At 64.5% G+C, this 24,487-nt stretch carries 22 protein-coding genes; 8 read left to right on the top strand and 14 right to left on the bottom strand.

Annotation, left to right across the window (positions count from 1 at the left end; translation table 11 throughout):
• Positions 1-37 precede the first annotated feature (37 nt).
• From BMX04_RS08050 to BMX04_RS08005, 10 genes are all read right to left on the bottom strand, one after another.
• Complete coding sequence (locus tag BMX04_RS08050) at positions 38-388, bottom strand: RidA family protein (RefSeq protein ID WP_074785756.1); 351 nt, start codon at positions 386-388, stop codon at positions 38-40.
• A 21-nt stretch (positions 389-409) separates the two neighbouring features.
• Positions 410-1,504 (bottom strand): NAD(P)/FAD-dependent oxidoreductase, encoded by a 1,095-nt coding sequence (locus tag BMX04_RS08045; RefSeq protein ID WP_074785755.1) that lies wholly within the window; start codon positions 1,502-1,504, stop codon positions 410-412.
• Positions 1,501-2,529, bottom strand: a complete 1,029-nt coding sequence (locus tag BMX04_RS08040) for a histone deacetylase family protein (protein ID WP_074785754.1) — start codon at positions 2,527-2,529, stop codon at positions 1,501-1,503. The genes BMX04_RS08045 and BMX04_RS08040 overlap by 4 nt, the downstream gene beginning before the upstream one ends.
• Positions 2,526-3,008: a GNAT family N-acetyltransferase gene (locus BMX04_RS08035; protein ID WP_074785753.1), complete on the bottom strand. Its 483-nt coding sequence runs from the start codon at positions 3,006-3,008 to the stop codon at positions 2,526-2,528. The genes BMX04_RS08040 and BMX04_RS08035 overlap by 4 nt, the downstream gene beginning before the upstream one ends.
• Before the next feature lie 3 nt (positions 3,009-3,011).
• Positions 3,012-3,938 carry a 3,5-dioxohexanoate:acetyl-CoA acetone transferase gene (gene kce / locus BMX04_RS08030; RefSeq protein WP_074785752.1) on the bottom strand — a complete coding sequence of 309 codons (927 nt, stop codon included), beginning with the start codon at positions 3,936-3,938 and terminating at the stop codon, positions 3,012-3,014.
• Positions 3,938-5,290, bottom strand: a complete 1,353-nt coding sequence (locus tag BMX04_RS08025) for an aminotransferase family protein (RefSeq protein WP_074785751.1) — start codon at positions 5,288-5,290, stop codon at positions 3,938-3,940. Before BMX04_RS08025 ends, kce begins: the two co-directional genes overlap by 1 nt.
• 4 nt (positions 5,291-5,294) lie before the next feature.
• Positions 5,295-6,365 carry an ABC transporter ATP-binding protein gene (locus BMX04_RS08020; protein WP_074785750.1) on the bottom strand — a complete coding sequence of 357 codons (1,071 nt, stop codon included), beginning with the start codon at positions 6,363-6,365 and terminating at the stop codon, positions 5,295-5,297.
• 108 nt (positions 6,366-6,473) lie between these two features.
• Positions 6,474-7,616 (bottom strand): ABC transporter substrate-binding protein, encoded by a 1,143-nt coding sequence (locus BMX04_RS08015; RefSeq protein WP_074785749.1) that lies wholly within the window; start codon positions 7,614-7,616, stop codon positions 6,474-6,476.
• 35 nt (positions 7,617-7,651) lie between these two features.
• A complete protein-coding gene (locus tag BMX04_RS08010; RefSeq protein WP_074785748.1) occupies positions 7,652-8,437 on the bottom strand; it encodes an ABC transporter permease in 786 nt (261 codons plus the stop codon).
• Positions 8,437-9,303 (bottom strand): ABC transporter permease, encoded by an 867-nt coding sequence (locus BMX04_RS08005; RefSeq protein ID WP_074785747.1) that lies wholly within the window; start codon positions 9,301-9,303, stop codon positions 8,437-8,439. The genes BMX04_RS08010 and BMX04_RS08005 overlap by 1 nt, the downstream gene beginning before the upstream one ends.
• A gap of 109 nt (positions 9,304-9,412) precedes the next feature.
• On the opposite strand from BMX04_RS08005, the gene BMX04_RS08000 reads away from it, so the two are divergent.
• From BMX04_RS08000 to BMX04_RS07985, 4 genes are all read left to right on the top strand, one after another.
• Complete coding sequence (locus BMX04_RS08000) at positions 9,413-10,372, top strand: LysR family transcriptional regulator (RefSeq protein ID WP_083398123.1); 960 nt, start codon at positions 9,413-9,415, stop codon at positions 10,370-10,372.
• 120 nt (positions 10,373-10,492) lie between these two features.
• Positions 10,493-11,851: a bifunctional UDP-N-acetylglucosamine diphosphorylase/glucosamine-1-phosphate N-acetyltransferase GlmU gene (gene glmU, locus BMX04_RS07995; protein ID WP_074785745.1), complete on the top strand. Its 1,359-nt coding sequence runs from the start codon at positions 10,493-10,495 to the stop codon at positions 11,849-11,851.
• Positions 11,851-13,674 (top strand): glutamine--fructose-6-phosphate transaminase (isomerizing), encoded by a 1,824-nt coding sequence (glmS, locus tag BMX04_RS07990; RefSeq protein ID WP_074785744.1) that lies wholly within the window; start codon positions 11,851-11,853, stop codon positions 13,672-13,674. Before glmU ends, glmS begins: the two co-directional genes overlap by 1 nt.
• 11 nt (positions 13,675-13,685) lie before the next feature.
• The gene (locus tag BMX04_RS07985; RefSeq protein WP_074785743.1) at positions 13,686-14,681 is read left to right on the top strand and encodes a hypothetical protein; all 996 of its coding nucleotides are present in this window, start codon (positions 13,686-13,688) and stop codon (positions 14,679-14,681) included.
• A 276-nt stretch (positions 14,682-14,957) separates the two neighbouring features.
• Here the strand turns inward: BMX04_RS07985 and BMX04_RS07980 are convergent, their stop codons facing one another.
• A complete protein-coding gene (locus tag BMX04_RS07980; protein ID WP_074785742.1) occupies positions 14,958-16,964 on the bottom strand; it encodes a tetratricopeptide repeat protein in 2,007 nt (668 codons plus the stop codon).
• Positions 16,965-17,062: 98 nt separating this feature from the next.
• Between BMX04_RS07980 and BMX04_RS07975 the strand changes: the two genes are divergently transcribed.
• The 4 genes from BMX04_RS07975 to BMX04_RS07960 all read left to right on the top strand — a co-directional run bounded on the left by BMX04_RS07975 (position 17,063) and on the right by BMX04_RS07960 (position 21,909).
• Positions 17,063-18,976, top strand: coding sequence for a glycosyltransferase family 2 protein (locus tag BMX04_RS07975; RefSeq protein WP_074785741.1), 1,914 nt, complete (start codon positions 17,063-17,065; stop codon positions 18,974-18,976).
• A complete protein-coding gene (locus tag BMX04_RS07970) occupies positions 18,973-20,019 on the top strand; it encodes a glycosyltransferase family 2 protein (protein ID WP_244888504.1) in 1,047 nt (348 codons plus the stop codon). Before BMX04_RS07975 ends, BMX04_RS07970 begins: the two co-directional genes overlap by 4 nt.
• 125 nt (positions 20,020-20,144) lie before the next feature.
• Positions 20,145-20,894, top strand: a complete 750-nt coding sequence (locus tag BMX04_RS07965; RefSeq protein WP_074785740.1) for an FkbM family methyltransferase — start codon at positions 20,145-20,147, stop codon at positions 20,892-20,894.
• 43 nt (positions 20,895-20,937) lie between these two features.
• Positions 20,938-21,909, top strand: a complete 972-nt coding sequence (locus tag BMX04_RS07960) for a glycosyltransferase family 2 protein (RefSeq protein WP_244888503.1) — start codon at positions 20,938-20,940, stop codon at positions 21,907-21,909.
• Between the two features lie 3 nt (positions 21,910-21,912).
• On the opposite strand, the gene BMX04_RS07955 is transcribed toward BMX04_RS07960, so the two are convergent.
• The 3 genes from BMX04_RS07955 to BMX04_RS07945 form a co-directional block, all read right to left on the bottom strand.
• The gene (locus BMX04_RS07955; protein ID WP_074785739.1) at positions 21,913-22,509 is read right to left on the bottom strand and encodes an O-methyltransferase; all 597 of its coding nucleotides are present in this window, start codon (positions 22,507-22,509) and stop codon (positions 21,913-21,915) included.
• On the bottom strand, positions 22,509-23,294 hold the full coding sequence (locus BMX04_RS07950; RefSeq protein WP_083398122.1) for an FkbM family methyltransferase: 786 nt from the start codon (positions 23,292-23,294) through the stop codon (positions 22,509-22,511). The genes BMX04_RS07955 and BMX04_RS07950 overlap by 1 nt, the downstream gene beginning before the upstream one ends.
• A 126-nt stretch (positions 23,295-23,420) precedes the next feature.
• Complete coding sequence (locus BMX04_RS07945; protein ID WP_074785738.1) at positions 23,421-24,482, bottom strand: ATP-binding cassette domain-containing protein; 1,062 nt, start codon at positions 24,480-24,482, stop codon at positions 23,421-23,423.
• Positions 24,483-24,487: the final 5 nt, after the last annotated feature.

The raw sequence follows: 24,487 nt of genomic DNA, 5'->3' as shown, positions 1-24,487 counted from the left end.
GTATACTTGCAATCGGTGGCGAGCCTGACAGTCCTGCTTACCCTTGCGCCGCCGTCGCGATCAGTTCCACCTTATAATCGGGCGTGGCCAGTTTTGCCTCGCCGCAGGCGCGGGCGGGGGCGTGGCCTTCGGGCACCCAGGCATCCCAGACACTGTTCATCTCGGCGAAATCGGCCATGTCGGCCAGCCAGATCACACATTGCAGGATGCGCGTTGCGTCTGACCCTGCCTCGGCCAGCAGTGTCTCGACCTTCTCCAGGCAGGTAAGGGTCTGGTCAGCGACGCTGTCGCCCGGATTACCGACCTGCCCGGCCAGATAGACGGTGCCGTTATGGGTGACGCTCTGGCTCATGCGTTGGCCGGTGTTGTGACGGGTGATATCGCTCATGGGCGGGTCCTTTCGGTTGGATCAACAAAATCGGTCTGGGGCCAGCGCGGCGCGGGTGGCCGCGTCGAGCACGGATGCGCCACCAGTCAGCAGCGCGGCGCTGAACTGCGATAGCGCGGGCGCGGTCTGAACGCCATAGCCGCCCTGCCCCGCCAGCCAGAAAAAGCCGGTGCTGCGCGGATCGAAGCCCGCGACCGGCGTTCGGTCGGGGGCGAAGGTGCGCAGGCCCGCCCAGCTATGCTCCAGCCGCGTCACCTCATGCGTCACCGCCTGCTCGAACCGGTGCAGCCCTTCCGCAAGCACCATGTCCTCGGGCCAGGCGTCATGCGGATCGACCGGGTCTTCGTCGGCGGGCGAGACCATCAGCTTGCCCGCCTCGGGCTTGGCATACCAGGTCTCGGCGATGGAGCCAAAGATCGGCCAATGCTCGGTATCGTGCCCCTCGGGCGCAGGGATAATCGCGGCGGAGCGTCGATAGGGTTGCAGCCCGAGGCGCGGCAGACCGGCCAGTGCCGCCACCTCATCCCCCCATGCGCCTGCGGCGTTAACCACGGTGGGCGCACTGAGGGTGCCCTGCGCCGTGTCCACGTGCCATTGCCCGGCGTCAAAGCGCAGCGCCTGCACCTGCGCGCCGGTGACGATCTGCCCCCCGCGCCCCCGCAGCATCCTTGCATAGCCCTGCAACAGCAGATCCACGTCGATGCCGCGCGCGTCGCGTTCGATCAGCGCGCCCGCGATGCGCTCGGGGCGCAGGATGGGGACGATCTCTGCGGCCTCATGTCCTGTCAACCGCTCCACCCCGACCGCGCCGTCGAGATAGGCGTCGAGCACTGGCAGTTCTTCCTCCGAGGCGACCATAAGCTCGCCCCGGGGGCTGAGGATCGGTTTGTCGCTGATCTCGCCGGGCTGTTCAAAGATCGGTTCGGCCACGGCGTTGAGCGCGCGCAGCGTGGCGTTGCCGTAGTTACGGATGAAGATCGCCGCAGAGCGGCCCGTCGCGTGATAGCCGATCTGCGGCTCGCTCTCCAGCACCGTGACGGAGGCCCCGGCGCGGGCACACTCCGCGGCCGCACTGACCCCTGCGATGCCGCCGCCGATGACTATTATATCGCTCATGGCCGCGCCCCCTCGAACCCGGTGAGCGTGGCGGTGAGGTTCTGGCCCAACTCCTCGCAGAGATAGCCCCCCTCCTGCACGAACAGCGTGGGCAACCCGAGGCCCGCAATGGCCGCACCGATGCGCCCGAAGCCCGGCGTGGTGATGGCCAACCCCTTAAACGGATCGCCCTCATAGGCGTCGAGGCCGAGGGCGACCACCACCGCGTCAGCCCCGAAATTCACGATCCTTTCCAGCGCGCGATCCAGCACCTTCAGATAGTCGTCATCGCCGGTCTTGCGCGGCAGCGGCAGGTTGAGGTTGTAGCCCATCCCACGCCTCTCGCCGCGCTCGCACGCATGGCCCCAGAAGAACGGGTAGAACCGTTCCGGGTCGGCATGGATCGACACGGTCAGCACATCATCGCGGTCGTAGAAGATGCCCTGCGTGCCGTTGCCGTGATGCACGTCCACGTCAAGGATCACCGTGCGCCGTCCGACCATACGCAGCCGTTCAGCGGCGATGCCGGCATTGTTGAGAAAGCAAAAGCCGCCCGCCAGATCGCCAAAGGCGTGGTGTCCCGGCGGGCGGCAGAGCGCGTAGGCGGCGCGCTCGCCGCCGCGAACAAGATCGGCCCCGGTGACGGCGCTCTGCGCCGACCAATAGGCGGCCTCCCACGTGCCCGCGCCGATGGGACAGGCGGTATCGGCCTGATGATAGCCCGCCTGCCCCACGGCGGATTTGGGGTAACCGTCGCCGCGTGTGGCGGGGTGGATGTTGGGGATCACCTCCGGCCCTCCGCCCTCGATCCGCTGCCAGCGGGTGTGGATATTGCGCAGAAAGGTCACATACTCCGGCGAATGGAGGGCGGCGATCGGGCCAAGGCCCGCATCCTTGGGCGCGATCATCTCGCAACCCGCCGCCTTTGCACCATCAGTCAGCCGCGCGATGCGCTCGGGCTGTTCGGGGCTGGGCTGGATGACGCCGTTGGCCATGAAATGCTGCGGCGCGTGTTTCCACTGGCGGTCGTCGAAAATGGCCTTCATCTGCCCTCTCCCTTCAGTCTGTCAAACCCTGCCTGTGGCAGGCGCATCTGTGTCACGCGTTCCTGCGGCGCAAAGCCGAGCCGTTCATAGAACCGGCGCGAGGCGGTGCTGTGACCATAGACCGCCAGCGTCATCCATGCAGCGCCCCATTGCGCCCCAGCCCGGCGCGCCACCTCGGCCAGCAGGTGCCGCCCGGCCCCCTGTCCGCGTGTCGCCGCATCGACCCAGAGGTCCGAGACATAGACCCCCGGCGCCCCCTGAGCAGTGGAAAACACCGGACTATAGAGCGCCGCGCCGATCACGTCCCGCTCCACCGCCAGAAGCCCGTAGGCCGCTGGCGTATCGCCCATCAGCCCGGCGCGCAAGGCGCCGAGTCCCGCCATATGCTGATCCCCCAGATCGTGGCTGAGAGACCGCAAGGCCCGGTCCAGAAGACCCATATCCGCCTCTGACGTGACCGCGCGAAACTCCGTCCCCATGTCTCAGATCGCCGTCCGGTCCGCGCCCTTGAGGCGCAAGAGGCGGCGCGCGCCGTCCGCATCCACCACCTCGCGCCCCATCGCCTCGACGATGCCGCGCACTTTCTGCACCTGCTCGGCATTGGATCGCGCCAGCGTGCCGCGCGCAATCGTCAAGCTGTCCTCCAGCCCCACGCGCACATGCCCGCCCATCGCCGCCGCCTGCGCCGCCATCGGCATCTGGTGACGTCCCGCAGCCAGCACCGAAAACATGTAATCCGCACCGAACAGCTTGTCGGCGATGCGCACCATGTGGCTCAGGTTTTCCGGGTCCGGCCCCATGCCGCCCAGCACGCCAAAGACGAACTGAATGAAGAACGGCGCCTCGATCAGGCCCCGGTCAGCGAAATGGCGCAGCATGTAGAGATGGCCCAGATCGTAGCATTCGAATTCGAACCGCGCGCCACGCTCCTGTCCCAGCTCCGTCAGGATGCGGGCGATGTCGCGCGGGGTGTTCTTGAACACCAGATCGTCGGAGCCTTCGAGAAAGGGCTGCTCCCAGTCATGCTGCCAGTCGGTGATCCGCTCGGCCATCGGGTAAAGGGCGAAATTCATCGTGCCCATGTTGAGCGAGGCCATTTCCGGCGCGGCCTCTTTAGGGGCGGCCAGACGCTCATCAAGCGTCATCACCGCGCTGCCGCCCGTGGACAGATTCAGCACCGCGTCGCAGCCCTGTTTGAGGCGCGGCAGGAAGGCGCGGAAATGGTCGGGATCGGCCGAGGGCCTGCCCGTCCCGGGGTCGCGCGCATGCAGGTGCAGGATCGACGCGCCCGCCTCGGCGGCCTCGACACCCGCCTTTGCGATCTCATCTGCCGTCACCGGCAGGTGCGGCGACATCGAGGGCGTGTGGATAGAGCCGGTGAGCGCGCAGGTGATGATGATCTCGCGCATCACACCGCCTTGCCCAACGCGGGGCGGATTTCTTCGGTGAACTCAGCCAAAGAGGCGTCCAGCATCTCGGTGATCTCATCGAGATGCGTCTCGGTCGCGATCATCGGCGGGGCAATGATGATATGGTCGCCCTCCATCCCGTCGCGGGTGCGCCGCGAATAGACGATCAGCCCCTTGTCATAGGCGATCTGCACGAAGCGGTTGAAGGCTTGCAGGTGCTTGGGCAGCGGGGCCTTGCTGCCCCGGTCGGCCATGAATTCGAACGCCGTGAGCAGCCCCTTGCCGCGCACGTCGCCTATGATGGCATAGCGCTGCATGAGACCTTCCAGCCGTTCCTTGAGTTTCACCCCCATACGCGCCGCGTTGCCCACCAGATCCTGCCGCTCGATCTCGTCGATCACGGCCAGCCCGGCGGCGCAGGCCAGCGGGTTGCCCGCATAGGTGTAGCCATGCAGGAAACCGCCCGAGTCAAGCACCGCCTCGACCAGCCGCTCATGCGCGACCATCGCGCCAAGCGGCACGTAACCGGCGGCAAAGCCCTTGGACATGACGGCGATATCCGGCGCCAGCCCCCAATGCTCGGAGGCGAGGAATTTGCCGGTGCGCCCCGCGCCGGTCATCACCTCGTCGAGGATCAGCAGCACGCCATAGCGGCGGCAAATCTCCTGCACCCGCTCCATGTAGCCCTTGGGCGGCACCAGCGCCCCGGTGGAGGCACCGCCAATGGGTTCCACCACGAAGGCGAGCACGCTCTCGGGGCCTTCTTCCAGTATCTTCGCCTCAAGCATGTCGGCGTAATGTTGGCCGGTCGCCTCATCCTCGGGGTCGAGCCCGTCGAGATAGGCGCGGGGCGCGGGCACCTTGGGCATGGCCTGCATCATCGGGGCGAAGGGATCGGTCAGCGGCGCGTAGGAGGTGATGGCGAGCGCACCAAGGGTGCAACCGTGATAGGACGGCGCGCGGCTGATGATCTTCCAGCGGCTGCCCTCGCCAGTTGCGAGCGCGTATTGCCGTGCCAGTTTCAGCGCCGATTCCACCGCCTCGGACCCGCCCGAGACGAAGAACACGCGGTTGAGGCCCTCGGGGCACAAGGCGGCGGTCTTGGCGGCGAGTTTCTCGGAGGCTTCGGTCTCGAAATGCAGGCGATACCCAAAGGTGGATTTCTCCATCTGACGGCGCATCGCCTCGAGCACGTTCTCGTTGGAATGGCCGATATTGCAGACCATCGCGCCACTTGAGCCGTCCAGATAGCGCTTGCCGTCCACATCCCACATGTATACGCCGCGCGCCTGATCGAGCACCGGCTTGCGTTCGCGCCCCTGATAAAAAAGGTGAGAGGGTTTCACGTTCATTGTCTTATCCCGGAAGCGCCGCGCAATCCTGCGGGCGCAAGTGCAGATGGACCGCGTCGCCCGCCGCAAAGGGGCGCTCGTCGATCATGTTGATGGCTTGCAGCTGCGCCTCGCCCGCGCGGACGAAATAGCGCACCGCCTGTCCCTGATAATCCACGGTTTCCACGGTGGCCGGGACAGAGATCACGCCCTCGGAGGCCTGGGTTTTCGACAGCAACAGTTTCTCGGCGCGCACCACCAGCTTGGCCGGGCCCTGCCCGGTCAGGTTGGGCGCCTTGGCGGCGGGCACGGTGACACGGCCAAAGGTGGCATCCTCGACCACCACGCTCGCGCCATGCTCGATACATTTCGCCTCGGTGATATTGGACGCCCCGAGGAAATTGGCGACGAATTCGGAGGCGGGCGTGTTATACACCTCTTCGGGCTTGCCCACCTGCTCCACCCGCCCCTCGGACATCACGACGATCAGGTCCGACATGGCGAGCGCCTCGGACTGGTCGTGGGTGACGAAAACGGTGGTGACGCCGATGCGTTCCTGAATGCGCTTCAACTCCACCCGCATATCTTCGCGCAGGTTGGCGTCGAGCGCCGAAAGCGGCTCGTCCAGAAGCAGCACGTCGGGCTCGATCACGATGGCGCGCGCAAGGGCGATGCGCTGTTGCTGGCCGCCCGAAAGCTCCTTGGGATAGCGGTCACCGACATTAGGCAATTGCACCAGTTCCAGCGCCGCCTGCACCTTGGCCGGGATCTCGGATTTCGGCACGTCGCGGTATTTCAGGCCAAAGGCTACGTTCTCGGCCACGGTCTTATGCGGGAAAAGCGCGTAGTTCTGAAAAACGAGACCAAGGTTGCGCTTGTGAATGGGCACGTCGTTGACGCGTTTGCCGCCGATCAGGATTTCGCCCTCGCTCGGGTCGAGCAGCCCGGCGATCATGCGCAGGTTGGTGGTCTTGCCACAGCCCGAAGGCCCTAGCAGCGTGACGAACGCCCCTTCGGGAATTTCCAGCGTGGTGCGATGCACGGCGGTGAAACTGCCGAAACGCTTGACGATGTCTTGCAGGGTGACGGCGCTCATCGCGGTCTCCTATGTTGCGAGGCCGCGCGGGGCGGCGGTCACGCAATTTCGAAATTGCGTGACCAAGGCCGTTTGAACGGCCTTGGCACTCTTTGCGAGCTGGATCGCTCAGTAGCCGCGCTGCACGCGGCTGAAGGTCTCGGACCATTCCGCCTCATTGCCGTTCCAGTAGTTGGGATCGGCGAAGGTGAGCGAGTCGAGCGTGCCGGTCGGATCATAGGCCGGCAGGGTCGGGATCTTGTCACCCAGATCGACCTTGGTCCCGTCAAGCGCGGGCGGATAGTTCTGCCCCTCGGCCACGGCGATGGAGGTCTCAGGCGCGAGCATGAAGTTCAGGAGTTCCTCGCAGGCCTCGACCGGGCTGCCCTTGAGCACGTGCAGGCATTCCTGCCAGGCAAAGCTGCCGGGCGCGTCGTAATAGCCGATGTCGTGGCCCTGCTGCTGCAGCGCCGCGATGCGGCCCGACCAACCTTCGGTCACGTAGATTTCTTCCTCGGCCAGAAGGCTCATGAGTTCTGCGCCCGACGACCAGTATTTCAGCGCCAGATCGCGGTGGCTGCGGATCGCGCCCCAGACCGCCTCCATATCCTGAATGTTGTTGGGATCCTGTCCGGTCTGCAGCGCACCGTACCAGATCCGCGTGCGCCATTCGCCCCAACCACCGATCTTGCCCTTATAGGCCTCGTCGATCAGGATGCTGGCACCTTTCTCCTTCATCTCCTCGTCGGAGATATACTTGCGGTTATAGGCCAGCCCCGTGGTGCCATAGTCATAGGGCACAGCCGAGAGATAATCCGGCGTCACACCGCGGAACGCGCTGGTCAGCGCATCCATCACCAGCGACATGTTGGGGATGTTGTCGAGGTTCAGCTCCACCGTCAGGCCGAAATTCACGTAGCGCGCATAGTCGAACACGCCCGACAGATGCGCGATGTTGTATTCGCCCTCCTGGCTGGAGCGGACCTGCGCGAGATATTCGTCGCTGCCCGCAAAGGTGCCGTCCACGACCTCGATGCCGGTCTCCTTGGTGTAAGGCTCGAACGCATGTTCGCGGAACGCCTCGGACACGACACCGCCCCAGCCGTCGAACCGCACCTGCTTGACGTCCTGCGCATGAGCGAACTTGGCGAATGGCGTCTGCACACCATAGGCGAGACCCGCAGCCCCGATCAGCCCCAGAAAATTGCGCCGGTCCAGTTCGCCATTGCGATAGCGCTCCAGCAGTCGTTCATAACGTTTGGTATTGTCCATTTTTCATATCTCCTTGTTGAGGGTTAATGCGGTTCTTAAGCGCCGCTTTTCATGGCGAGTTTGCGGGCCACCGCCGCACCGAGCAGTGGCAGGCCCACGGTCATCACGATCATCACCGTGCCAAGCGCGTTGATCTCCGGGCTGATCGAATTGCGCAGCATCGAAAAGATCTGCGTCGGCACGGTCTCGACGCCGCCCGGCTTCCAGAAGAGCGTGCCGGTGATGTCATCAAAACTGATGGTGAACGCGAAAAGCGCGCCGGCGGCCACCGCAGGCAGCATGAGCGGCAGGGTGACCGAGAAAAACGTCTGCACCGGCGAGGCGCCGAGGCTCAGCGCTGCCTCTTCAACGTCGCGCTTGATCGACACCAGCCGCGCCTGCACCACGAGGATGACGAAAGGCAGGGTAAAGATGACGTGCCCCGCCAGCAGCAAAGCGAAACTCTTGCCGAGACCGAGCCAGTTGAGAAACAGCAACAGTGCCACCGCCAGCACCACCTCGGGCACCAGAATGGGCGCGATCAGCAGCGTGGTGATCGTGTTGCGGCCGGGGATCTTGTAGCGCACCAGCGCAAGGCTCGCGAGGATGCCCAATGTGGTCGAGATCACCGCCGTCATCAGCCCCAGCACGATCGAGGTGCGAAAGGCGCGCATCACCGCGTCGTTGTTCCACAATTCCTCGAACCAGCGCAGCGACATGCCGGTCATCGGGAAACTGCCGAACTGATTGGCGTTGAATGACAACAGCACCACCACCGCCACCGGCAGGAACATGAAACCATAGACCAGAACGGTCCAGATGCGGATCGCCTGCCAGCCCATCACCCTAGCCCCTTGGCCAGTTGCGCCATGCCGAGATAGCGGTTGTAGATCGCCACCAGCACGCCGAGCACCGCCAGCAGCAGCAGCGACAGCGCCGAGCCGAGCGGCCAGTTCAATTGCGTGATGATCGCCTCGAACACGAGGTTGGCGAACATCGCATCGGTCGGCCCGCCAAGGATCACCGGGGTGATATAGGTGCCCGCGCCCAGCACGAAGCACAGCAATCCGCCCGCCGCCAAACCGGGCAGCGAGAGCGGCAGGGTGACTTGGGTAAACGCCTCCCAACGGGTCGCTCCGAGCGAGGTTGCGGCGTCTTCGAGATTGGTGTCGATGCCCTCCAGGCTGACATAGACATTAAGCACCATGAACGGCAGCAGGAAATGCACCAGGCCAAGGATCACAGTCGCCTCGTTATAGAGCATCTGCATCGGCTCGCCGATGATCCCGAGCGTCATCAGCAAGGTATTGAGCGCCCCCGACGTGCCGAGGATGTTGATCCAGCTCATCGTGCGGATGATGTAGCTGATCCAGAAGGGCAGCATCAGCAAGAGCAGCAGGATCATCTTGTTGCCCTTGGACCGCGCAATGAAATAGGCCGCCGGATAGCCCATCAGCCCGCAGATCAGCGTGGTGATTGCTGCGATCTTCAACGTGTTCAGCAGGATGTCGCGGTAAAACCGATCGCTCAGCGCCTTTTGCCAGTTGTCGAGGTAGAATCCCACCTGATCCGCGCTCATCGCCGAGCGCAGCCAGAACGAATAGACCACGATGAACATCAACGGGATGATCAGCAGGAAGAGCACCGCCCCGAGGGCGGGTGACAACAATATCCACGGCTGTCTTGCCTCGCGGGCTTCGACCGACATGCGTCTCCCTTTCCTGCGCTGCCCGTCGGATGCGGGCTTGCGACAAGGGTGCAAAGCGGTCCATCATTAATCAAATAGATAAGAGGAATTGTGACAATAGATGAAATCTATGGAAAGCCGCGACAGCCCTGAACGGATCATGCGCGAGATGGATTGGAACCTCTTGCGCACCTTCGTCGTGCTGGCGCAATCACGGTCGGTCACAGATGCCGCAAATCGGTTGCGCCTCACGCAGCCTTCGGTCTCTACCGCCCTGAAAAGGCTTGAGGATCGGGTGGGCAAGCGTCTCATTCACCGTTCACCGGGGCGGTTCGAACTGACCGAAGCGGGCGAGGTGCTTTATCGCGAGGCGGTGGATATCCAGGGCTCAATCTTGCGGCTCTCCACCCTCATGCGCAACATGACCGACGAGGTGACGGGGCATGTGCGGGTGTCCTTGGCAAGCCATGTCATCTGCCCGCTTTTTGATCAGGTGCTGGCGGAATTCCATGCCGAGAACCCGCGCGCGACGCTCTCGATCGAGGTGCATTCCTCGGCGCAGGCGATCGAGACGGTCTCTGCACGCTCGGCCTCCTTCGCCATCTGCCTCGTGCATCAGCGCAACCCCAAGCTGGAATATCTGCGGCTTTACCGCGAATTCTTCGGCCTCTTTTGCGGCCCGCCACATCCCCTCTTCGGCCGCCGCGACCTGACCCGCGCCGATCTGGCGGGGCAAAGCGCCGTCAGCTTCGAGACCGACCGCCTGCAGGACGCGCTCAAACCGGTGACGCTGATGCGCGCGCAGGCCGAACTGGGCGATCAGATCATCGCCACCTCCAGCCACCTGGAGGAGGTGCGGCGCATGATCATCGCGGGCCTCGGGATCGGCCCCTTGCCCCTGCACGTGGCAGAGCGCGACGTGCGCGACAGCCTCTTGTGGCAGTTGCCGCCCTATGATCAGACGGCGGCGGTCGATGTTCATGTGGTCTGGAACCCGCGCGCCGTACTCAACCGCGCGGAACAATCGCTGCTCGACCGGGTGCACCGCCGGATCGACGACACCCCGATGGAGGCGCGCACCTATCGCTGAGTCTGCGGCCGGTTTTCGCGCAACCCGCTGCGAGATGTTACGCAGGTTTCATACCTGCACCCTTGCGCCCGTGTGGTGAACCGATACAAGAAAACCCGTTACCATGTTCAGGGATTTCTCATGTCGATTGCACTCATCATTCTGGCGGCGGGCAAGGGAACGCGGATGAACTCCGATCTGCCCAAGGTTCTGCACCGGATCGCCGAGGCACCGATGCTGGTGCATGCGATGCAGGCCGGTGCCGCGCTTGAACCCGACCATACCGTGATCGTCGCAGGGCACGAGGCCGAGGCGGTGGCCGACGCGGCGCAAGAGCATGACGAGACGGCGCGTATCGTGCTGCAGGAGGAGCAGTTGGGCACCGCCCATGCGGTGGCGCAGGCCCAGGCGGAACTGGAGGATTACACCGGCGACGCTATCGTTCTCTACGGCGACACGCCCTTTATCCGGCCCGAGACGCTTGAAAAGATGGCCGCCGCGCGCGCGGCGCATGACGTAGTGGTTCTTGGGTTCGAGGCCGCCGATCCGGGCCGCTACGGGCGCCTTGTTGTCGAGGGCAGCGCGCTCACGCGGATCGTGGAATTCAAGGATGCAAGCCCGGCAGAGCGCGCGATCACGCTGTGCAACAGCGGCGTGGTGATGGCCCCTGCCCCGCTTCTCTTCGACCTGATCGCAGAGGTCGGCAACGAAAATGCCTCGGGCGAATATTACCTGACCGACATCGTGGGGCTGGCCCGCGCGCGCGGGCTTTCGGCCAGTGCCGTCACCTGCGATGAGGCCGAAACCATGGGCATCAACAGCCGCGCGGAACTGAGCGTGGCCGAGGCCGCCTTTCAGGCCCGCGCCCGCGCCGAGGCGATGAAGAACGGCGTGACGCTGGTTGCGCCCGAGACCGTGCATTTCGCCTATGACACCCATCTGGGCCGCGACTGCCTGATCGAGCCGAACGTGGTCTTCGGCCCCGGCGTCACCATCGAGACCGGCGCGCATATCCGCGCCTTCAGCCATCTTGAGGGCTGCCACGTCGCGCGCGGCGCGGTGGTCGGGCCCTATGCACGGCTGCGCCCCGGAACCGAGTTGAGCGAGGACAGCCGCATCGGCAATTTCGTCGAGGTCAAGAACGCGCTCATCGGCGAGGGGGCCAAGGTCAATCACCTGAGCTATATCGGCGACGCGCAGGTGGGCCGCGACAGCAATATCGGGGCGGGCACCATCACCTGCAATTACGACGGCGTGATGAAGCACGAGACGCGTATCGGCGAGCGGGTTTTCATCGGCTCAAACACGATGCTGGTCGCCCCGGTCTCGGTCGGCGACGACGCGATGACCGGCTCCGGCTCGGTGATCACGCAGGATGTTGCCGCGGGGGCCTTGGCCATCGGGCGCGCCCGGCAGGTCGAGAAACCCGGGCTTGCACGTAAATTATTTGAACTGTTACGGGCGCAAAAGGTCCGCAAGACTCAGAAGGAAATGGATTGATGTGCGGAATTATCGGAGTTCTGGGCAATCACGAGGCCGCCCCGATCCTCGTCGAATCGCTCCGGCGGCTGGAATATCGCGGCTATGACAGCGCCGGGATCGCCACGCTGAACGACGGTCGGCTCGACCGTCGGCGCGCGGTCGGCAAGCTGGTCAATCTCGCGGATCTGCTGGTGCATCAGCCGTTGGCAGGCAAATCCGGCATCGGCCACACCCGCTGGGCCACCCATGGTGCCCCGACCGAGATGAACGCGCACCCGCACAAGGCCGGGCCCGTCGCCGTGGTTCATAACGGCATCATCGAGAATTACCGCGACTTGCGCGCCGAACTCTCAGAGGCCGGGATCGGGCATGAGACGGACACCGATACTGAAACGGTGGCGCTGCTGGCGCATCACATGATGACGCAGGGCCTCAGCCCCGAGGCCGCCGCGCGCGCCACCATTGCGCGGCTCGAAGGCGCCTATGCGCTGTGTTTCCTGTTCGACGGGCATCCCGATCTGCTGATCGCCGCACGCAAGGGCAGCCCGCTCGCCGTGGGCCATGGCGAGGGCGAGATGTTCGTCGGCTCGGATGCGATCGCGCTTGCGTCGATGACCGACCGGATCACCTATCTCGAAGAGGGTGATATCGCCGTCGTCACCCGGCAGGGCCTCGCCGTCACCGATGCCGAGGGGCAGGCGGTGACCCGCGCCGTCAAGACCATCGAGATCGACAATGCCCGCGTCGACAAGGCCGGGCATCGCCACTTCATGGCCAAGGAAATCGCCGAGCAGCCATCGGTGATCGGCACCGCGCTCACCCATTACCTGACCGAGGACGGGCGCGATATCGTGCTGCCGGGCGGGACGCCCGACTTCACCAGGATCGAGCGCATGAGCCTGGTGGCCTGTGGCACCGCCTATTTCGCCTGCCTGACGGCAAAATACTGGTTCGAGCAATTGGCCGGCCTGCCGGTGGATGTTGATATCGCCTCGGAGTTCCGCTATCGCGAACCGCCGGTCAGCACAGGCACCGCCGCCCTCTTTGTCAGCCAGTCAGGCGAGACAGCAGACACGCTCGCCGCCCTGCGCTACTGCAAGGGCCGCGCCGGACAGGTGCTGTCGGTGGTCAACGTGCCCGAAAGTTCGATCGCACGGGAAAGCGATCTGGCCCTGCCGATCCTCGCCGGGGCCGAGATCGGCGTCGCCTCGACCAAGGCGTTCACCTGTCAGTTGACGGTGCTGTTGCTGCTGGCGCTCAAGGCGGCGCATGCGCGCGGGCGCATGGATGACGCGCGGCTGAGCGATCTGCTTTCGCAGTTGCGCGCCCTGCCCGCGACCTTCAATACCGCGATGGAGATCGACACCGATATCCGCATCGCCGCGCGTGACCTCTCGGGTGCGCAAAGCGCGCTCTTCCTCGGTCGCGGGCTGATGTATCCGCTGGCGCTCGAAGGGGCGCTGAAACTCAAGGAAATCAGCTATATCCATGCCGAGGCCTATGCCTCGGGCGAGTTGAAGCACGGGCCCATTGCCCTGATCGACGATACCCTGCCGGTGATCGTCATGGCCCCCTGTGATGCGCTCTTCGACAAGACCGTGTCGAACATGCAGGAGGTGATGGCGCGCGGCGGGCAGATATTGCTGATCTCGGATGCCAAGGGCGTCGCCGCCGCCGGTGACGAGACATGGCAGACTATCACCCTGCCCGATGTCGATCCGGTGCTAGCCCCGATCCTCTATGCGCTGCCCGCGCAATTGCTGGCCTATCATACGGCGGTCGCCAAGGGCACGGATGTGGATCAACCGCGCAATCTGGCGAAATCCGTGACGGTGGAATGAGGGAGCCAGGCGTGCTCTGGCTTCATATCGGGATGCCCAAGACGGGCACGACGGCGCTGCAGGGCTATCTGCATGCGCAGCCCGAGTTTCTGGATGATCACGGCATCCGCTACATGGTCACCGGCCGCGACCGGGGTACCGGCACCGCGCGCCTGATCTGTCACAACGCCATGGCCATTCACATGAGCCGGGGCTGGCAGACCGCCCCCGAAGGCGAGGCCGAAGCCTTTGCCGCCGAATATGCCGCCCACCCCGCGCAGCATTGCATCCTGTCGAGCGAGATGTTCTTCGGCCGTGACCTGACGCCGATGCAGGCCCGGTTCCTGAGCCGCGTGGAGGGGCCGGTCAAGGTCATCCTCTACCTGCGCCGCTTCGACGATTTCATCGAGGCCGATTACAAGCAGCGCGCCAAGAACGCCCTGCCCACCGGCGGGGCGGACGGCTTTGTCTCGCAAAGGCTGCAGCAGATCGAGAGCGATCCCGACTACATGGATTTCGGCGCGCTGTTCGAACGGGTCAAGACGCAGGTGCCGGGGGCGGAAATCCACCCACGCCTCTACCTGCGCGACGAGATGGTGGGACAGAACGTGATCCCGGATATCCTGTCGGCCATGGGCGTGCCGCCCGAGGCGGTGACCCTGCCGCGCGTTGCCGCAAACCGCTCGCTCTCGCGGCTGGCGAGCGAGGCGCTCGGCCTCTTCGACGAGCGCGGGGCGGGCTATGACAAGAAGGCGCGCCGCAGGCTCGGGCGGCTGCTTCAGCAAAGCGAGGACCCAAAGCTGTTTGCCAGTGCCGACGTGCTCCTGCCCGAGGAACGCGCCCAGATCAACGAGACGCTGGAGGCGCGCAACGCGGCAATGCGCAAGGCGTATTTCCCCGGGCGCGAGGTGCTTTTCCCGCCGCGCACGGACCTGCCAGACCATCCGCCGCGCGGCCATCCGGGCGAGTTGCAGGAGTTTCAATACGCCGTGCGTGCGATCCTCAAGCTGATCCGGCGGGCGGGTTGAGACGGAGCGGTTTGGCCTTGAGCGGACATAGCACCCCGCCAGAAGGTGCCGCGTGATCGCAGGGCCGGGGACTGGCGAAGCAACGGTCGTGGTGGGTGCTTTATGCCAGCCAAGTCATTGTAAACTCAACACGTTGCGCACCCTATCAAATCGCCAAGCCGCGGGACGGCGTCATGCCGGAGGCATGCCTCTGGCATGACGATCGCGCGGCACCTTCGGTGCGTTTCGCGCGGCTCACGGCAACGGCAGCACCAGGCCGAAAACCACCACCACCGCTCACGCCTGTTTGCGCAAAAGCCGATCGCGCCGGTTGCGATAGCGTTGCTGATTGGGCGCAATCTCGGCGGCGCGATCAAGCGCCGTCACGGCAGCGTCCTCGTCACCCATGCGGCGACACAACTCTGCCAGAAGCGCGTGCAGCTCGGCAGTGCTGTCATCCATCGTTGATGCGCGCTCGAAGCAGGCCCGCGCCGCCGCCATGTTGCCCGCCTGTTCATGAATCTGCCCGGTCAGGAAATGCCAGAAGGCGTGATCGGGCGCATCGGCGCGGCAGGCGTCCATCTCGACCAATGCCGCCGCGTGATCGCCGCGCAGCATCAGGATTTCCGCCTGCCGCTTGCGCACCAGCGGATCGTCCGGGGCCTGCGCCACTGCCTCGGTATTGCGGGTAAGCGCCTCATCGAGCCGACCCATCCGCGCATCGAGCAGCGCGCAAAAGCTGAATGGCCCGGCCCCCGGTACGCAGCCCTCATGCGCCAGAAGCCGCGCCCGCATCGCCTCCAGTTCCTGCGTCGCCTCGAGCAGCCGCCCGGTCTTGCCATCGAGCGGAAACCACGGCCATTCAATGGCGATGGTCGACAGATCCGCCGCGCGCCGCCGCAGGATCTTGCCCTGCTGCACGACGATATTGGTCTGTTGATAGCGCACCGGCAGGGCCATCAGCGTGGCCCGGTCAAACGGCAGCGTCGCGCCGGGCTTGAGCCGCCCGCGCTTGATCATGAACGATCCAAGCACCGTCACATCCGGCAACATCGGCTTTTGCCAGAAGGCGCGCAGGAACGACCGCCGCGCGCCGAACCGCTTGCCCAATGCCCCCAGAATATGCGCCCGGATGGCAAGGCCGGAGATGTAGTTTTCCTGCCATTGGTCCGGATGGGCGAGGGCCGCCTCGACATGCACCAGCGCCTCGTCCCACTTGCTGAGATAGATGCCGTTGGTCGCATGCATCAGCGCCATGAAGGCGTTGTCGGCCCCCGCATCCAGAATGCTCTGCCCGATCTCCCACGCCTCGGCCTCGCGCCCGGTTTCCTGCAGGCGGCGGGCGAGTTTCACATAGACATGCGCAGCCTCGCTCGGGGTGATGAAATTCTCTACCCCGGCATTGAACCGGCTCACCAGATGCTCATAGGCGGCGTCGCGTTCCGCCAGCGTCATAACCTCGTGAAAGCACTTGCGCTCCTGTCCGCTCAGGCGGGCGGCGGCGCGGCTGAACGCGCTGATCGGCGGGGCCACGATTTCTGAGGCACGCGACATCGCGAAGAGTTCCAGAAAGTCGCGCTGCACCGGCTTGCACCCCTCCAGATCGATCAGATCGGTGATGCTGCGCACGTGGCTGTGCGCGGTGGTGAACCGCGCGATGCTCTCGGCCTGATCGGAAAACACCAGCGCCCCGGCCCCGGCGTTCTTTTCCAGATAGGCCGAATAGAGCTCGTCCGGCTCGATCTTGGCGGGCCATTCCTTGTGCTTCCACGGGTCCTCGTTGAGGATGTCGCCGCGCCGGATGTGATAGGCCACGACGCGCCCGCTGCCCTGCGCCATCGCCGTCTCGACCGCCTCGATATGGCGCTGCACCACGGGGTTGAAGGCGATGCGGCTGATGAACCCGCGAAACCGCCCGCGCAGATCGCCGCCATCCTCCCACGGGAATTCCACGATCTCGAACCCCTCGTCGAGCAGGACATGCCCACCCTCGGCCAGATGCGCCTCCAGCCGTTTGGGCGTCTTGTCCTTGAGGAAAGACCAAAGCGGCTTGGTCAGGCTGTCCAGCGCCTCGAAACTCTCGTTGTCGATGAAATGCCGGTCGATGAACGCCTGCGCGAAGAGATCCGACGGCGTGTCGAGTTTCGGGGCCATCGCCCCGCGCGGAAACCAGTTGATGCGGAAGTCGGTGCCGTAATCCTCGGCGAGGCGGATGCTGTTAAGCATCATCAGAAGGCGCGCGCCCAGCTGATCCTTGCGCAGACCAATGAACCATCCGCGCCTGTTATTGGCACCCGTCGACATAAATCAACCTTTTCTACATCTTGGAAATTTTATACACTCAATGGAAACAGTCGCAAGCGCTCCCGCTGCCGGGCAGTGGCGAAGGAGTTGGTGAGTTCATGACAACAGGGCCGAAACTGTTGCTGAGTGCCTTTGCGGCGCAGCCTCGATCGTCGTTTCTGGAATGGCTGGCCTATCACCGGGCAATCGGAGCTACCGATGTGCTGTTGTTGACGGATCGCAGACAATCAGGCAAGCAGCCGCTGTTCGACGCCCTCGCGGCGGCAGGGGCGGTGCGCGTGACGTCGGTCGCGGTCGATCCCGACAGGAAGGAAGAAATTCACAATTCCGCCCTGCGCGCGGCGGCGGTCGAGGCCACGGATAGCGGCGGATATGGCCTCTATCTCGGGGCGGACGAATATTTCTGTATCCTCAACAATTCGAAATCCGTGCAATCGCTGATGCGGTCCTCGGGCGGGGCTGATGTGCTCTCGGCCCCGCTTCAGGTTGCGGGCACGGCCGAGGCGCAGGACAGCGGCGCGATCCTGTTCACCGCACGCCCGACCGCCGCCGTGACGGCTGACGCGCCCTTGCGCAGCGTGGTGCGGCTCGGGCTTTTTGGAGCACGCAATCCCGAGGTGCCGACCGGCCCTGCGCAGGGCAAGGCGGCGCTCAAATGGGTGAACGGCGACGGCACGCCGATGGCCGAACCGCATAGCCGCCTGACTTGGGCCAACGATGCAGGCGCGCGCGGCACGTCCAAGGCCGCGATCCTGAAAATCCCCGCGCCGAGCGTAGAGGCGCATCTTCTCCATATGGCCACCCTGCCCGAAAAGCAGCGCCCCGATGCCGACACGCTGATCGCGTGGCTGGAAACGCAGCGCGCGATCACCGGCGACGGCCCCGACCTTACGCCGCGCATGGCCGACACGGCGCGCGAACTCGAAAGCCTGATGGCGCTGCCCGGTGTCGCCGAGGCGCAGGAGGCGCTCTGCGCCGAGGAACGCGAAACGCTGGAGCAGATGCGCAGCGGCGGCGGTGACATGGCCCGAGTGCTGGGCGCAGTCGGCGCAAAGGCCCCGCAACCCGCGCCCAAAACCAAAGCCCAGCCCCCTGTCACGCCCGTGGCGGAGACCGCCGAGATCACACCGGACGCGGAACCCGACCCGCGCCCCGAGGCCCCCACCGCCCTGCCGCCCTGGTTTGCTGAGATCCACACCGGCGGCGGCACCGAAGGCTTCTACACCCGGCTCAAGAACCACGCCGTGGTCGGCATCCTGCGGGATCAGACCCGGCTGGTGGTGACTTTCGACAACCTCTCGAACGTCAATGATCTCTCGCCCGAGCGCGAGCCCTGGGCCTATAAATTCGTGCGCGACAATGGCTGGTCGCACATGGCGGTGATGGCGCGGCGCAAGGATTGGTTTCGCTGCCCGCAACTGATCGCTCATCTCGAAAAGCTGGCCGCCGACGGGGTCTTTGCCGGGTTCGACAAGGTCGTCCTGACCGGCACCTCGATGGGCGGCTTCGCGGCGCTTGCCTTTGCCTCGCTGGCCCCCGGCGCCACGGTCATCAGCTTCAACCCGCAAACCACGCTCGACGAGACGCTGGTGCCGTGGGAGAAACGCTTTGGCATGGGCCGCGCGCGCGATTGGACGCTGGCCCATAGCGATTGCGCCTTCGAGATCGACGAGGTCGAAAAGGCCTTCGTGCTCTACGACCCGTTCTTCGAGCCCGACCGCCGCCATGTCGACCGGCTGGAGGGCGACAACGTGATCCGGCTCAAGACCTGGTGCTCGGGGCATTTCTCGCCGGTCTTCCTGCGCCGGGCGGGGCTGCTCAAGCCGCTAATGCAGCACGCGCTCGACGACACGCTAACTCCGGACGTCTTCTACAAAATGTATCGCGACCGGCGTTTTCTGCCGTGGTACCGCAAGGCGCTGCAAACCAACCTGCAAGAGCGCGGGCATGACAAGCTGGCGCGCATCGTCAGCCCCGCCTTTCGCAAACTCAAGAGACAGGCCGCCGAATGACCAAGCCCGGAGCGATCACCGCAGCCCTGCCCGCCCCCGCCCTTGGCGGCAGCCATGTCATCATGACGACGATGAAGAACGAGGGGCCGTTCCTGCTGGAATGGATCGCCTATAACCTGACCATCGGCTTCACAGGCTTCGTGATCTTCACCAACAATTGCGACGATGGCACCGACCTCATGGCCGAGCGGCTGGAGGAACTGGGCTATTGCAGTCACCGGCCCAACGATGTCTCGGACGGCTCGCCGCCGCAGCATAAGGCGCTGCGCCGCGCCACCGCGCATCCGTGGGTGAAGGGGGCCGAGTGGCTGATTTGTCTCGATGTTGACGAGTTCTTAAACCTGCGCGAAGGTGTGCAGACGCTCGATGAGATGATCGCCACCATGGGCGATTGCGATGCGGTGTCGTTCGTCTGGAAACTGTTCGGCTGTGGCGGGGTCGAAGATTATGCCGACACGCCCGTGACCGATCAGTTCTTTCTCGCGGATATCGAGGATGACCCGGCCAACGGGCGCGCCACAGGCTTCAAGACGATGTTCCGCAACAACGGTCTTTTCCGTAAATACAACCCGCACCGCCCCAAGGGCGTGCCCGAAGGACGCGAGGATGCGGTGCGCTGGTCCGATTGCGGCGGCAACCTGCGCCCGATGGGGCAAATCGGCTGGCGCGCATGGCCGGGGTTCAGCAACCGTTATGCCCGGCTGCATCACTACTCGGTGCGCTCGCTCGACAGCTTTCTGGTCAAGCGCGACCGGGGCCGCACCAACCACATCGCCCGCGAGCAGACCGAGCATTACTGGTCCGACATGAACGTCAACCGTGCCGAGGATCGCAGCATCCTGCCCCATGCCGAACGCGCACGCCCGGTTCTCGACGCGCTCAAGGCCGATCCGGTTCTGGCGCGCCTGCACGAGGATGCCTGTGACTGGCACCGGGCCAAGATCGCCGAGTTGAAGGAGCGCCCCGGCTGGGACGAATTCCTCGGGTGGCTCAAGGTCAACAAGATCGAGACAAAGGATGAGGTCACCGAGAAAGATTATTGACAAGACCCCCGGCCTGACCGCTTGATAAAACGCCGGTTGACCATGCGCGGCACAAGCGCGGCACCCGGCAGACAGCAGTCAGGAGGGCGCGAAAGACCCCTCCGGCATTTCACAGGACCAGTCGCATGAACGCAGACACAATGCTTCATCCCAAGAAGAAACACCGCCTGCAAATCGCCGAAAAAGGCGGACCGATGGGGGCCGTTGCGCGGCTCTCGAAATATTCCGAGCGCCGCGGCGCGGTGCTCGATGTGGGCGTCAATCGCGGCACCATGGCGCTGCATCTGTGCCGCCTCTTCTGCGACATGCCGATCCACCTGATCGAGCCGATCCCGGCGCAATGCGACTACGTGCGCGAGCGGTTCGCCCGCTTTCCGACGGTCGAGGTGCATCAGATGGCCCTCTCGCACGAGACCGGTCAAAGCGATTTTCACCTGGCCGATCATGTCGGCAGTTCGTCGCTCTTCACCAATTCCGGCGACGAGGCCGCGCAGCATTCCGGCCACTCCACCGCCGAGACAATCACCGTCGAGATCAACCGTCTCGATGACTGGTGCGCGGCGAACGCGGTCGACCATATCGCCTGCATGAAACTCGACACACAGGGCAGCGAATTCAACATCCTCACCGGCGCGCAAGACCTGCTGTCGCGCGACGCCATCGACATCATCATGCTCGAATGGTTCGCGATCCCGCATTACGACGGCGTGCCGCTGCTGGACGAGATCCTGACCCTGATGCGCGGGCATGGCTACCTGCTCTACGACATCTTCCCGTCCCGGCGGCTAAAGAACAGGCAGTTGCGCTTCGGCGATGCGGTGTTCATCTCCGAAACCTTCCGCAAGACCCGCCTGCCCGCCGCACAGGGCACCTGAGCCACGGCCCGCACTCACTGACCGAAAGGACGGCGCATATCCGATGGGACGCTTTGTCATTGTCACCCCGATGAAGAACGAGGGGCCGTTCATTCTGGAATGGGTCGCGCATAATCTCGCCATCGGCGTGGACGAGATGGCGATCTTCTCGAACGACTGCACCGATGGCTCTGATGCGCTGCTCGACCGGTTGCACGAGATGGGCAAGCTCCGTCATGTCGACAACAGCTCAAGAAAGCCTGCGCCGCAGCGCCGCGCCTATCGTCGGTTTCTCAGGATGGATCTCGCCGGACCCGAGGATTGGGTGATCCCGATCGACGCCGACGAATACATCAACGTCAAGACCGGCGACCACACGCTGCGCGCCCTGACAGATGCGGTGCCGCAGGCGCGCACGCTGTCAATGACATGGCGGCTCTTCGGCAATGCCGGGGTCAGATCTTACGAGGACACGTTCCTCACCGATCAGTTCCGCATGGCCGCCGCCGACATGACCCGCCGCTCGCCACAGGCCTGGGGCCTGAAGACCATGTTCCGCCGCGATCTGTGGGGGCATATCGGCGTGCACCGGCCCAAGCGACCCACGGTCGAAACCTTTGCCGAAACGCAGTGGTTCAACGGCTCGGGAGAGCCGATGCCCGAGCGCTATATGGAGGGCAGCTGGCGCTCGGGGCCGGATTCCCTCGGCTATGATCTGGTGCAACTCAATCACTACGCCCTGAAATCCTGCGAATCCTATCTGGTGAAAAAGGCCCGGGGCCGCGCCCATCACGGCGGCGAGGCGCTTGGCCTCGACTACTGGAACAAGATGAACCACAACCGGATCGAGGATCGCAGCATCGACGGCATCCGCCCGCGCAAGGCAGCGATTTACGACGACTTGCTGTGCGACACTGAATTGCGCCGCCTGCACGACGCCTGCTGCGACAATCACCGCGCGCTGATCGCGGAATTGCGCGAGCGTCCCGATTTCAGCGATCTGGTGCAGGGTCTCTTGCCCGAGACGGCGGGCTGATCCTCAGAACGGGTTGGCAAACGCGCCGATGATCTGGGTCAGCTCCTCGCGCGGCAGGGCCATCTTCTTCAACTCGAACCGGGCCATCCGTCCGCGCATCTCCACTGGCTTGGCAAAGCGTTCCACCGCGTGATAGCGCGGCCGGTCGCCGTAATCGTCGAACAGCACCACGGTCTTGCGGGTGCAGCGCAGCATCACCGCATAAAAGCACGCCTCGCGAAACCGCCCGTCGATGAGCACCGTATCGGGGGCCTGAAACTCGGGGTGATCCCAGATACCGAGCGCGTATTCGTGGTAGCGCCGATAGCCGCTGCTATCCACCGGGCGGCCCCATTTGCCGGTCTTGCCGATCGGGGCATAGTGCAGATGCACGGGCGACGGCGCGCCCGCCTCGTCGAGATAGGCCTGCAGGCGGCGTGTCCAGCGGCGGTCGCTCTCGACGGAAAAGACCGTCTTGCCGGGCATCTCCGAGGCCAGCACCGTCGAGCCACCGCTGCCATATTCGAGAATGACCTTGGCATTGGCATAGGTCTCTTGCACCCACTCGCCCACCTCGGGCGAAAACGTCAATTCGGGGAGTTCCAGAACCGCCTTGTCCATCACTCACACTCCTTCACCGGGTCACGCATCCACCGCCTCGGCAGTGCGAGGGCGGGTTTTTTAGGATTGTGCCCGCGGTCCAGCGGATGCGGCAGCGCGCCTGCCGGGCGCAGGCCCTGCGCACGGTCGCGCCGCAACAGCGTCGCCTCGGCCACGCGCGGGATCGCCTCGTCGTCGATCTCGACACTGCCCGACACGTTGTTGGGATGCAGATGCACGGTCACGAAATCCTCACGCAACTTTTCAATGGCGGCAAGCGCCGGGCCCATGAAGCGCGGCTTGGTCAGGATCGAGGGCAGGTGATGCCATTCGATCACGATCATCCGGAACCGCCGCAACAAGTCACGCGGCGCGGCAGATAGCGTGGCATATTCCGCCCCCTCGATATCCATCTGCAACAGCAAATCGGCGTCGGGGTCCGGATCGGTCGCCGCCACCCAGGAGACCAGCGTCATGACCTCGCCCTCATCCTTGTCCCCAAGGAATTTCCGCAGGAATTCTGCACCCGGCACGTTCAGCGGCGGTCGTTCCACCGAGGCGTCGGCCATGAAGGACGCAATACCGCGCTTGGCCATGTCCATCTCGAAGCTGGCCTGCTCTGACACGCCGGGTGAGTAACACGCGGCGATCCCGCGCAGGTCGTCAGGCAACAGGTATCCGCCATCCCCGAAATCGCCCATCCGGATCAGCGGCGTGTCGGTCTCATAGGGGCGCATGAAGGCGTCAATGATCGCCGCCCCCTCCGCATCGTGGACGGATCGGGCAACGGGGGCTTGGGTGCTCATGACGCGGGTCTCTGCTCTGGTAACGGCCTGTGGGCGGGTGGCGGGGCATGCCCTGCCACCTCTGTTATCTGCAAGTCACGCGACAATAGCACATCCGCGCGGCATTGCAGCCCTGTAAATGCCGCCTCAGACCGCCTTGGCGCGGATCCCGCCCTCTGCCGCACCGGTGGGCACCAGCGCGCGCACCAGTTTCTGCATCTCCAGCGCGCCCACCTGCGCACCGTCGCGCATGACGCGGTAACACAGCCCGGTATTGCCCTCGGAAATCGCGATCACCGACTCCAATGTGTCGTCGGGGCCGACCTCGCCCGCGAATTCGCGGTCCTGAGCCGTGGTTTCCTCCATCACCGACCGCACCCGCAGCACGCGCGCGCGGTTGATGTCGCTGATGAAATCCACGATGTAGGGATCGTTGGGATGCAGCAATATCTCCTGCGGCTCGCCCTGCTGCACGACCTGACCATCCTTGAGAATGACCAGGTGATCGGCCAGCTTCAGCGCCTCGTCGAGGTCGTGACTGATGAACACCACCGTTTTCTGCAACTCCTCCTGCAACTCCAGTAGCAGGTCCTGCATGTCGGTCCGGATAAGCGGATCGAGCGCCGAGAACGCCTCGTCCATCAGCATGATGGGCGAGTCCGAGGCCAGCGCCCGGGCGATGCCCACCCGCTGCTGCATCCCCCCCGACAGCTGATGCGGATACTGCCCGCCCTGCCCGCCAAGTCCCACGCGATCCAGCCATTTGAGCGCGTCGTCCTGGAAATCGGCCTTGGTCTCGCCGCGCACGGCGCGGGCCATGCCGGTGTTCTCCAGCACGGTGCGGTGCGGCAGCAGCGCGAAATGCTGGAACACCATCGACATCTGCTCGCGCCGCAGGCGGCGCAGGTCACGCTCGCCATAGGCCAGCACGTCCTCACCATCGAGCAGGATCTGCCCCGCCGTCGGCTCGATCAGCCGGTTGAGGTGGCGGATCAGCGTTGATTTACCAGACCCCGACAGGCCCATGATGACGGTGATATCGCCGCCGCGCATGTCGACATTGATGTCCTGAAGACCCAGCACATGCCGGTGCTTTTCCATCAATTCCGGCTTGCCCATTCCGGCGCGCACATTCTCCAGCGCGCCCTTGGGGTCTGACCCAAAGATCTTGTAAAGATTGCGGATCGAAATCTTGACGTCTTTTTCCATTCCAG

Source organism: Roseovarius tolerans (assembly GCF_900109855.1).
Taxonomy (GTDB): domain Bacteria; phylum Pseudomonadota; class Alphaproteobacteria; order Rhodobacterales; family Rhodobacteraceae; genus Roseovarius; species Roseovarius tolerans.
This window is presented reverse-complemented; position numbering and strand designations above follow the sequence as displayed.

Bases quoted from the DNA above. Each gene is read 5' to 3' on its own strand.
- BMX04_RS08050 (WP_074785756.1), bottom strand. From the start codon at position 388: ATGAGCGATATCACCCGTCACAACACCGGCCAACGCATGAGCCAGAGC.
- BMX04_RS08045 (WP_074785755.1), bottom strand. From the start codon at position 1,504: ATGAGCGATATAATAGTCATCGGCGGCGGCATCGCAGGGGTCAGTGCG.
- BMX04_RS08040 (WP_074785754.1), bottom strand. From the start codon at position 2,529: ATGAAGGCCATTTTCGACGACCGCCAGTGGAAACACGCGCCGCAGCAT.
- BMX04_RS08035 (WP_074785753.1), bottom strand. From the start codon at position 3,008: ATGGGGACGGAGTTTCGCGCGGTCACGTCAGAGGCGGATATGGGTCTT.
- kce (WP_074785752.1), bottom strand. From the start codon at position 3,938: ATGCGCGAGATCATCATCACCTGCGCGCTCACCGGCTCTATCCACACG.
- BMX04_RS08025 (WP_074785751.1), bottom strand. From the start codon at position 5,290: ATGAACGTGAAACCCTCTCACCTTTTTTATCAGGGGCGCGAACGCAAG.
- BMX04_RS08020 (WP_074785750.1), bottom strand. From the start codon at position 6,365: ATGAGCGCCGTCACCCTGCAAGACATCGTCAAGCGTTTCGGCAGTTTC.
- BMX04_RS08015 (WP_074785749.1), bottom strand. From the start codon at position 7,616: ATGGACAATACCAAACGTTATGAACGACTGCTGGAGCGCTATCGCAAT.
- BMX04_RS08010 (WP_074785748.1), bottom strand. From the start codon at position 8,437: ATGGGCTGGCAGGCGATCCGCATCTGGACCGTTCTGGTCTATGGTTTC.
- BMX04_RS08005 (WP_074785747.1), bottom strand. From the start codon at position 9,303: ATGTCGGTCGAAGCCCGCGAGGCAAGACAGCCGTGGATATTGTTGTCA.
- BMX04_RS08000 (WP_083398123.1), top strand. From the start codon at position 9,413: ATGGAAAGCCGCGACAGCCCTGAACGGATCATGCGCGAGATGGATTGG.
- glmU (WP_074785745.1), top strand. From the start codon at position 10,493: ATGTCGATTGCACTCATCATTCTGGCGGCGGGCAAGGGAACGCGGATG.
- glmS (WP_074785744.1), top strand. From the start codon at position 11,851: ATGTGCGGAATTATCGGAGTTCTGGGCAATCACGAGGCCGCCCCGATC.
- BMX04_RS07980 (WP_074785742.1), bottom strand. From the start codon at position 16,964: ATGTCGACGGGTGCCAATAACAGGCGCGGATGGTTCATTGGTCTGCGC.
- BMX04_RS07975 (WP_074785741.1), top strand. From the start codon at position 17,063: ATGACAACAGGGCCGAAACTGTTGCTGAGTGCCTTTGCGGCGCAGCCT.
- BMX04_RS07970 (WP_244888504.1), top strand. From the start codon at position 18,973: ATGACCAAGCCCGGAGCGATCACCGCAGCCCTGCCCGCCCCCGCCCTT.
- BMX04_RS07965 (WP_074785740.1), top strand. From the start codon at position 20,145: ATGAACGCAGACACAATGCTTCATCCCAAGAAGAAACACCGCCTGCAA.
- BMX04_RS07960 (WP_244888503.1), top strand. From the start codon at position 20,938: ATGGGACGCTTTGTCATTGTCACCCCGATGAAGAACGAGGGGCCGTTC.
- BMX04_RS07955 (WP_074785739.1), bottom strand. From the start codon at position 22,509: ATGGACAAGGCGGTTCTGGAACTCCCCGAATTGACGTTTTCGCCCGAG.
- BMX04_RS07950 (WP_083398122.1), bottom strand. From the start codon at position 23,294: ATGAGCACCCAAGCCCCCGTTGCCCGATCCGTCCACGATGCGGAGGGG.
- BMX04_RS07945 (WP_074785738.1), bottom strand. From the start codon at position 24,482: ATGGAAAAAGACGTCAAGATTTCGATCCGCAATCTTTACAAGATCTTT.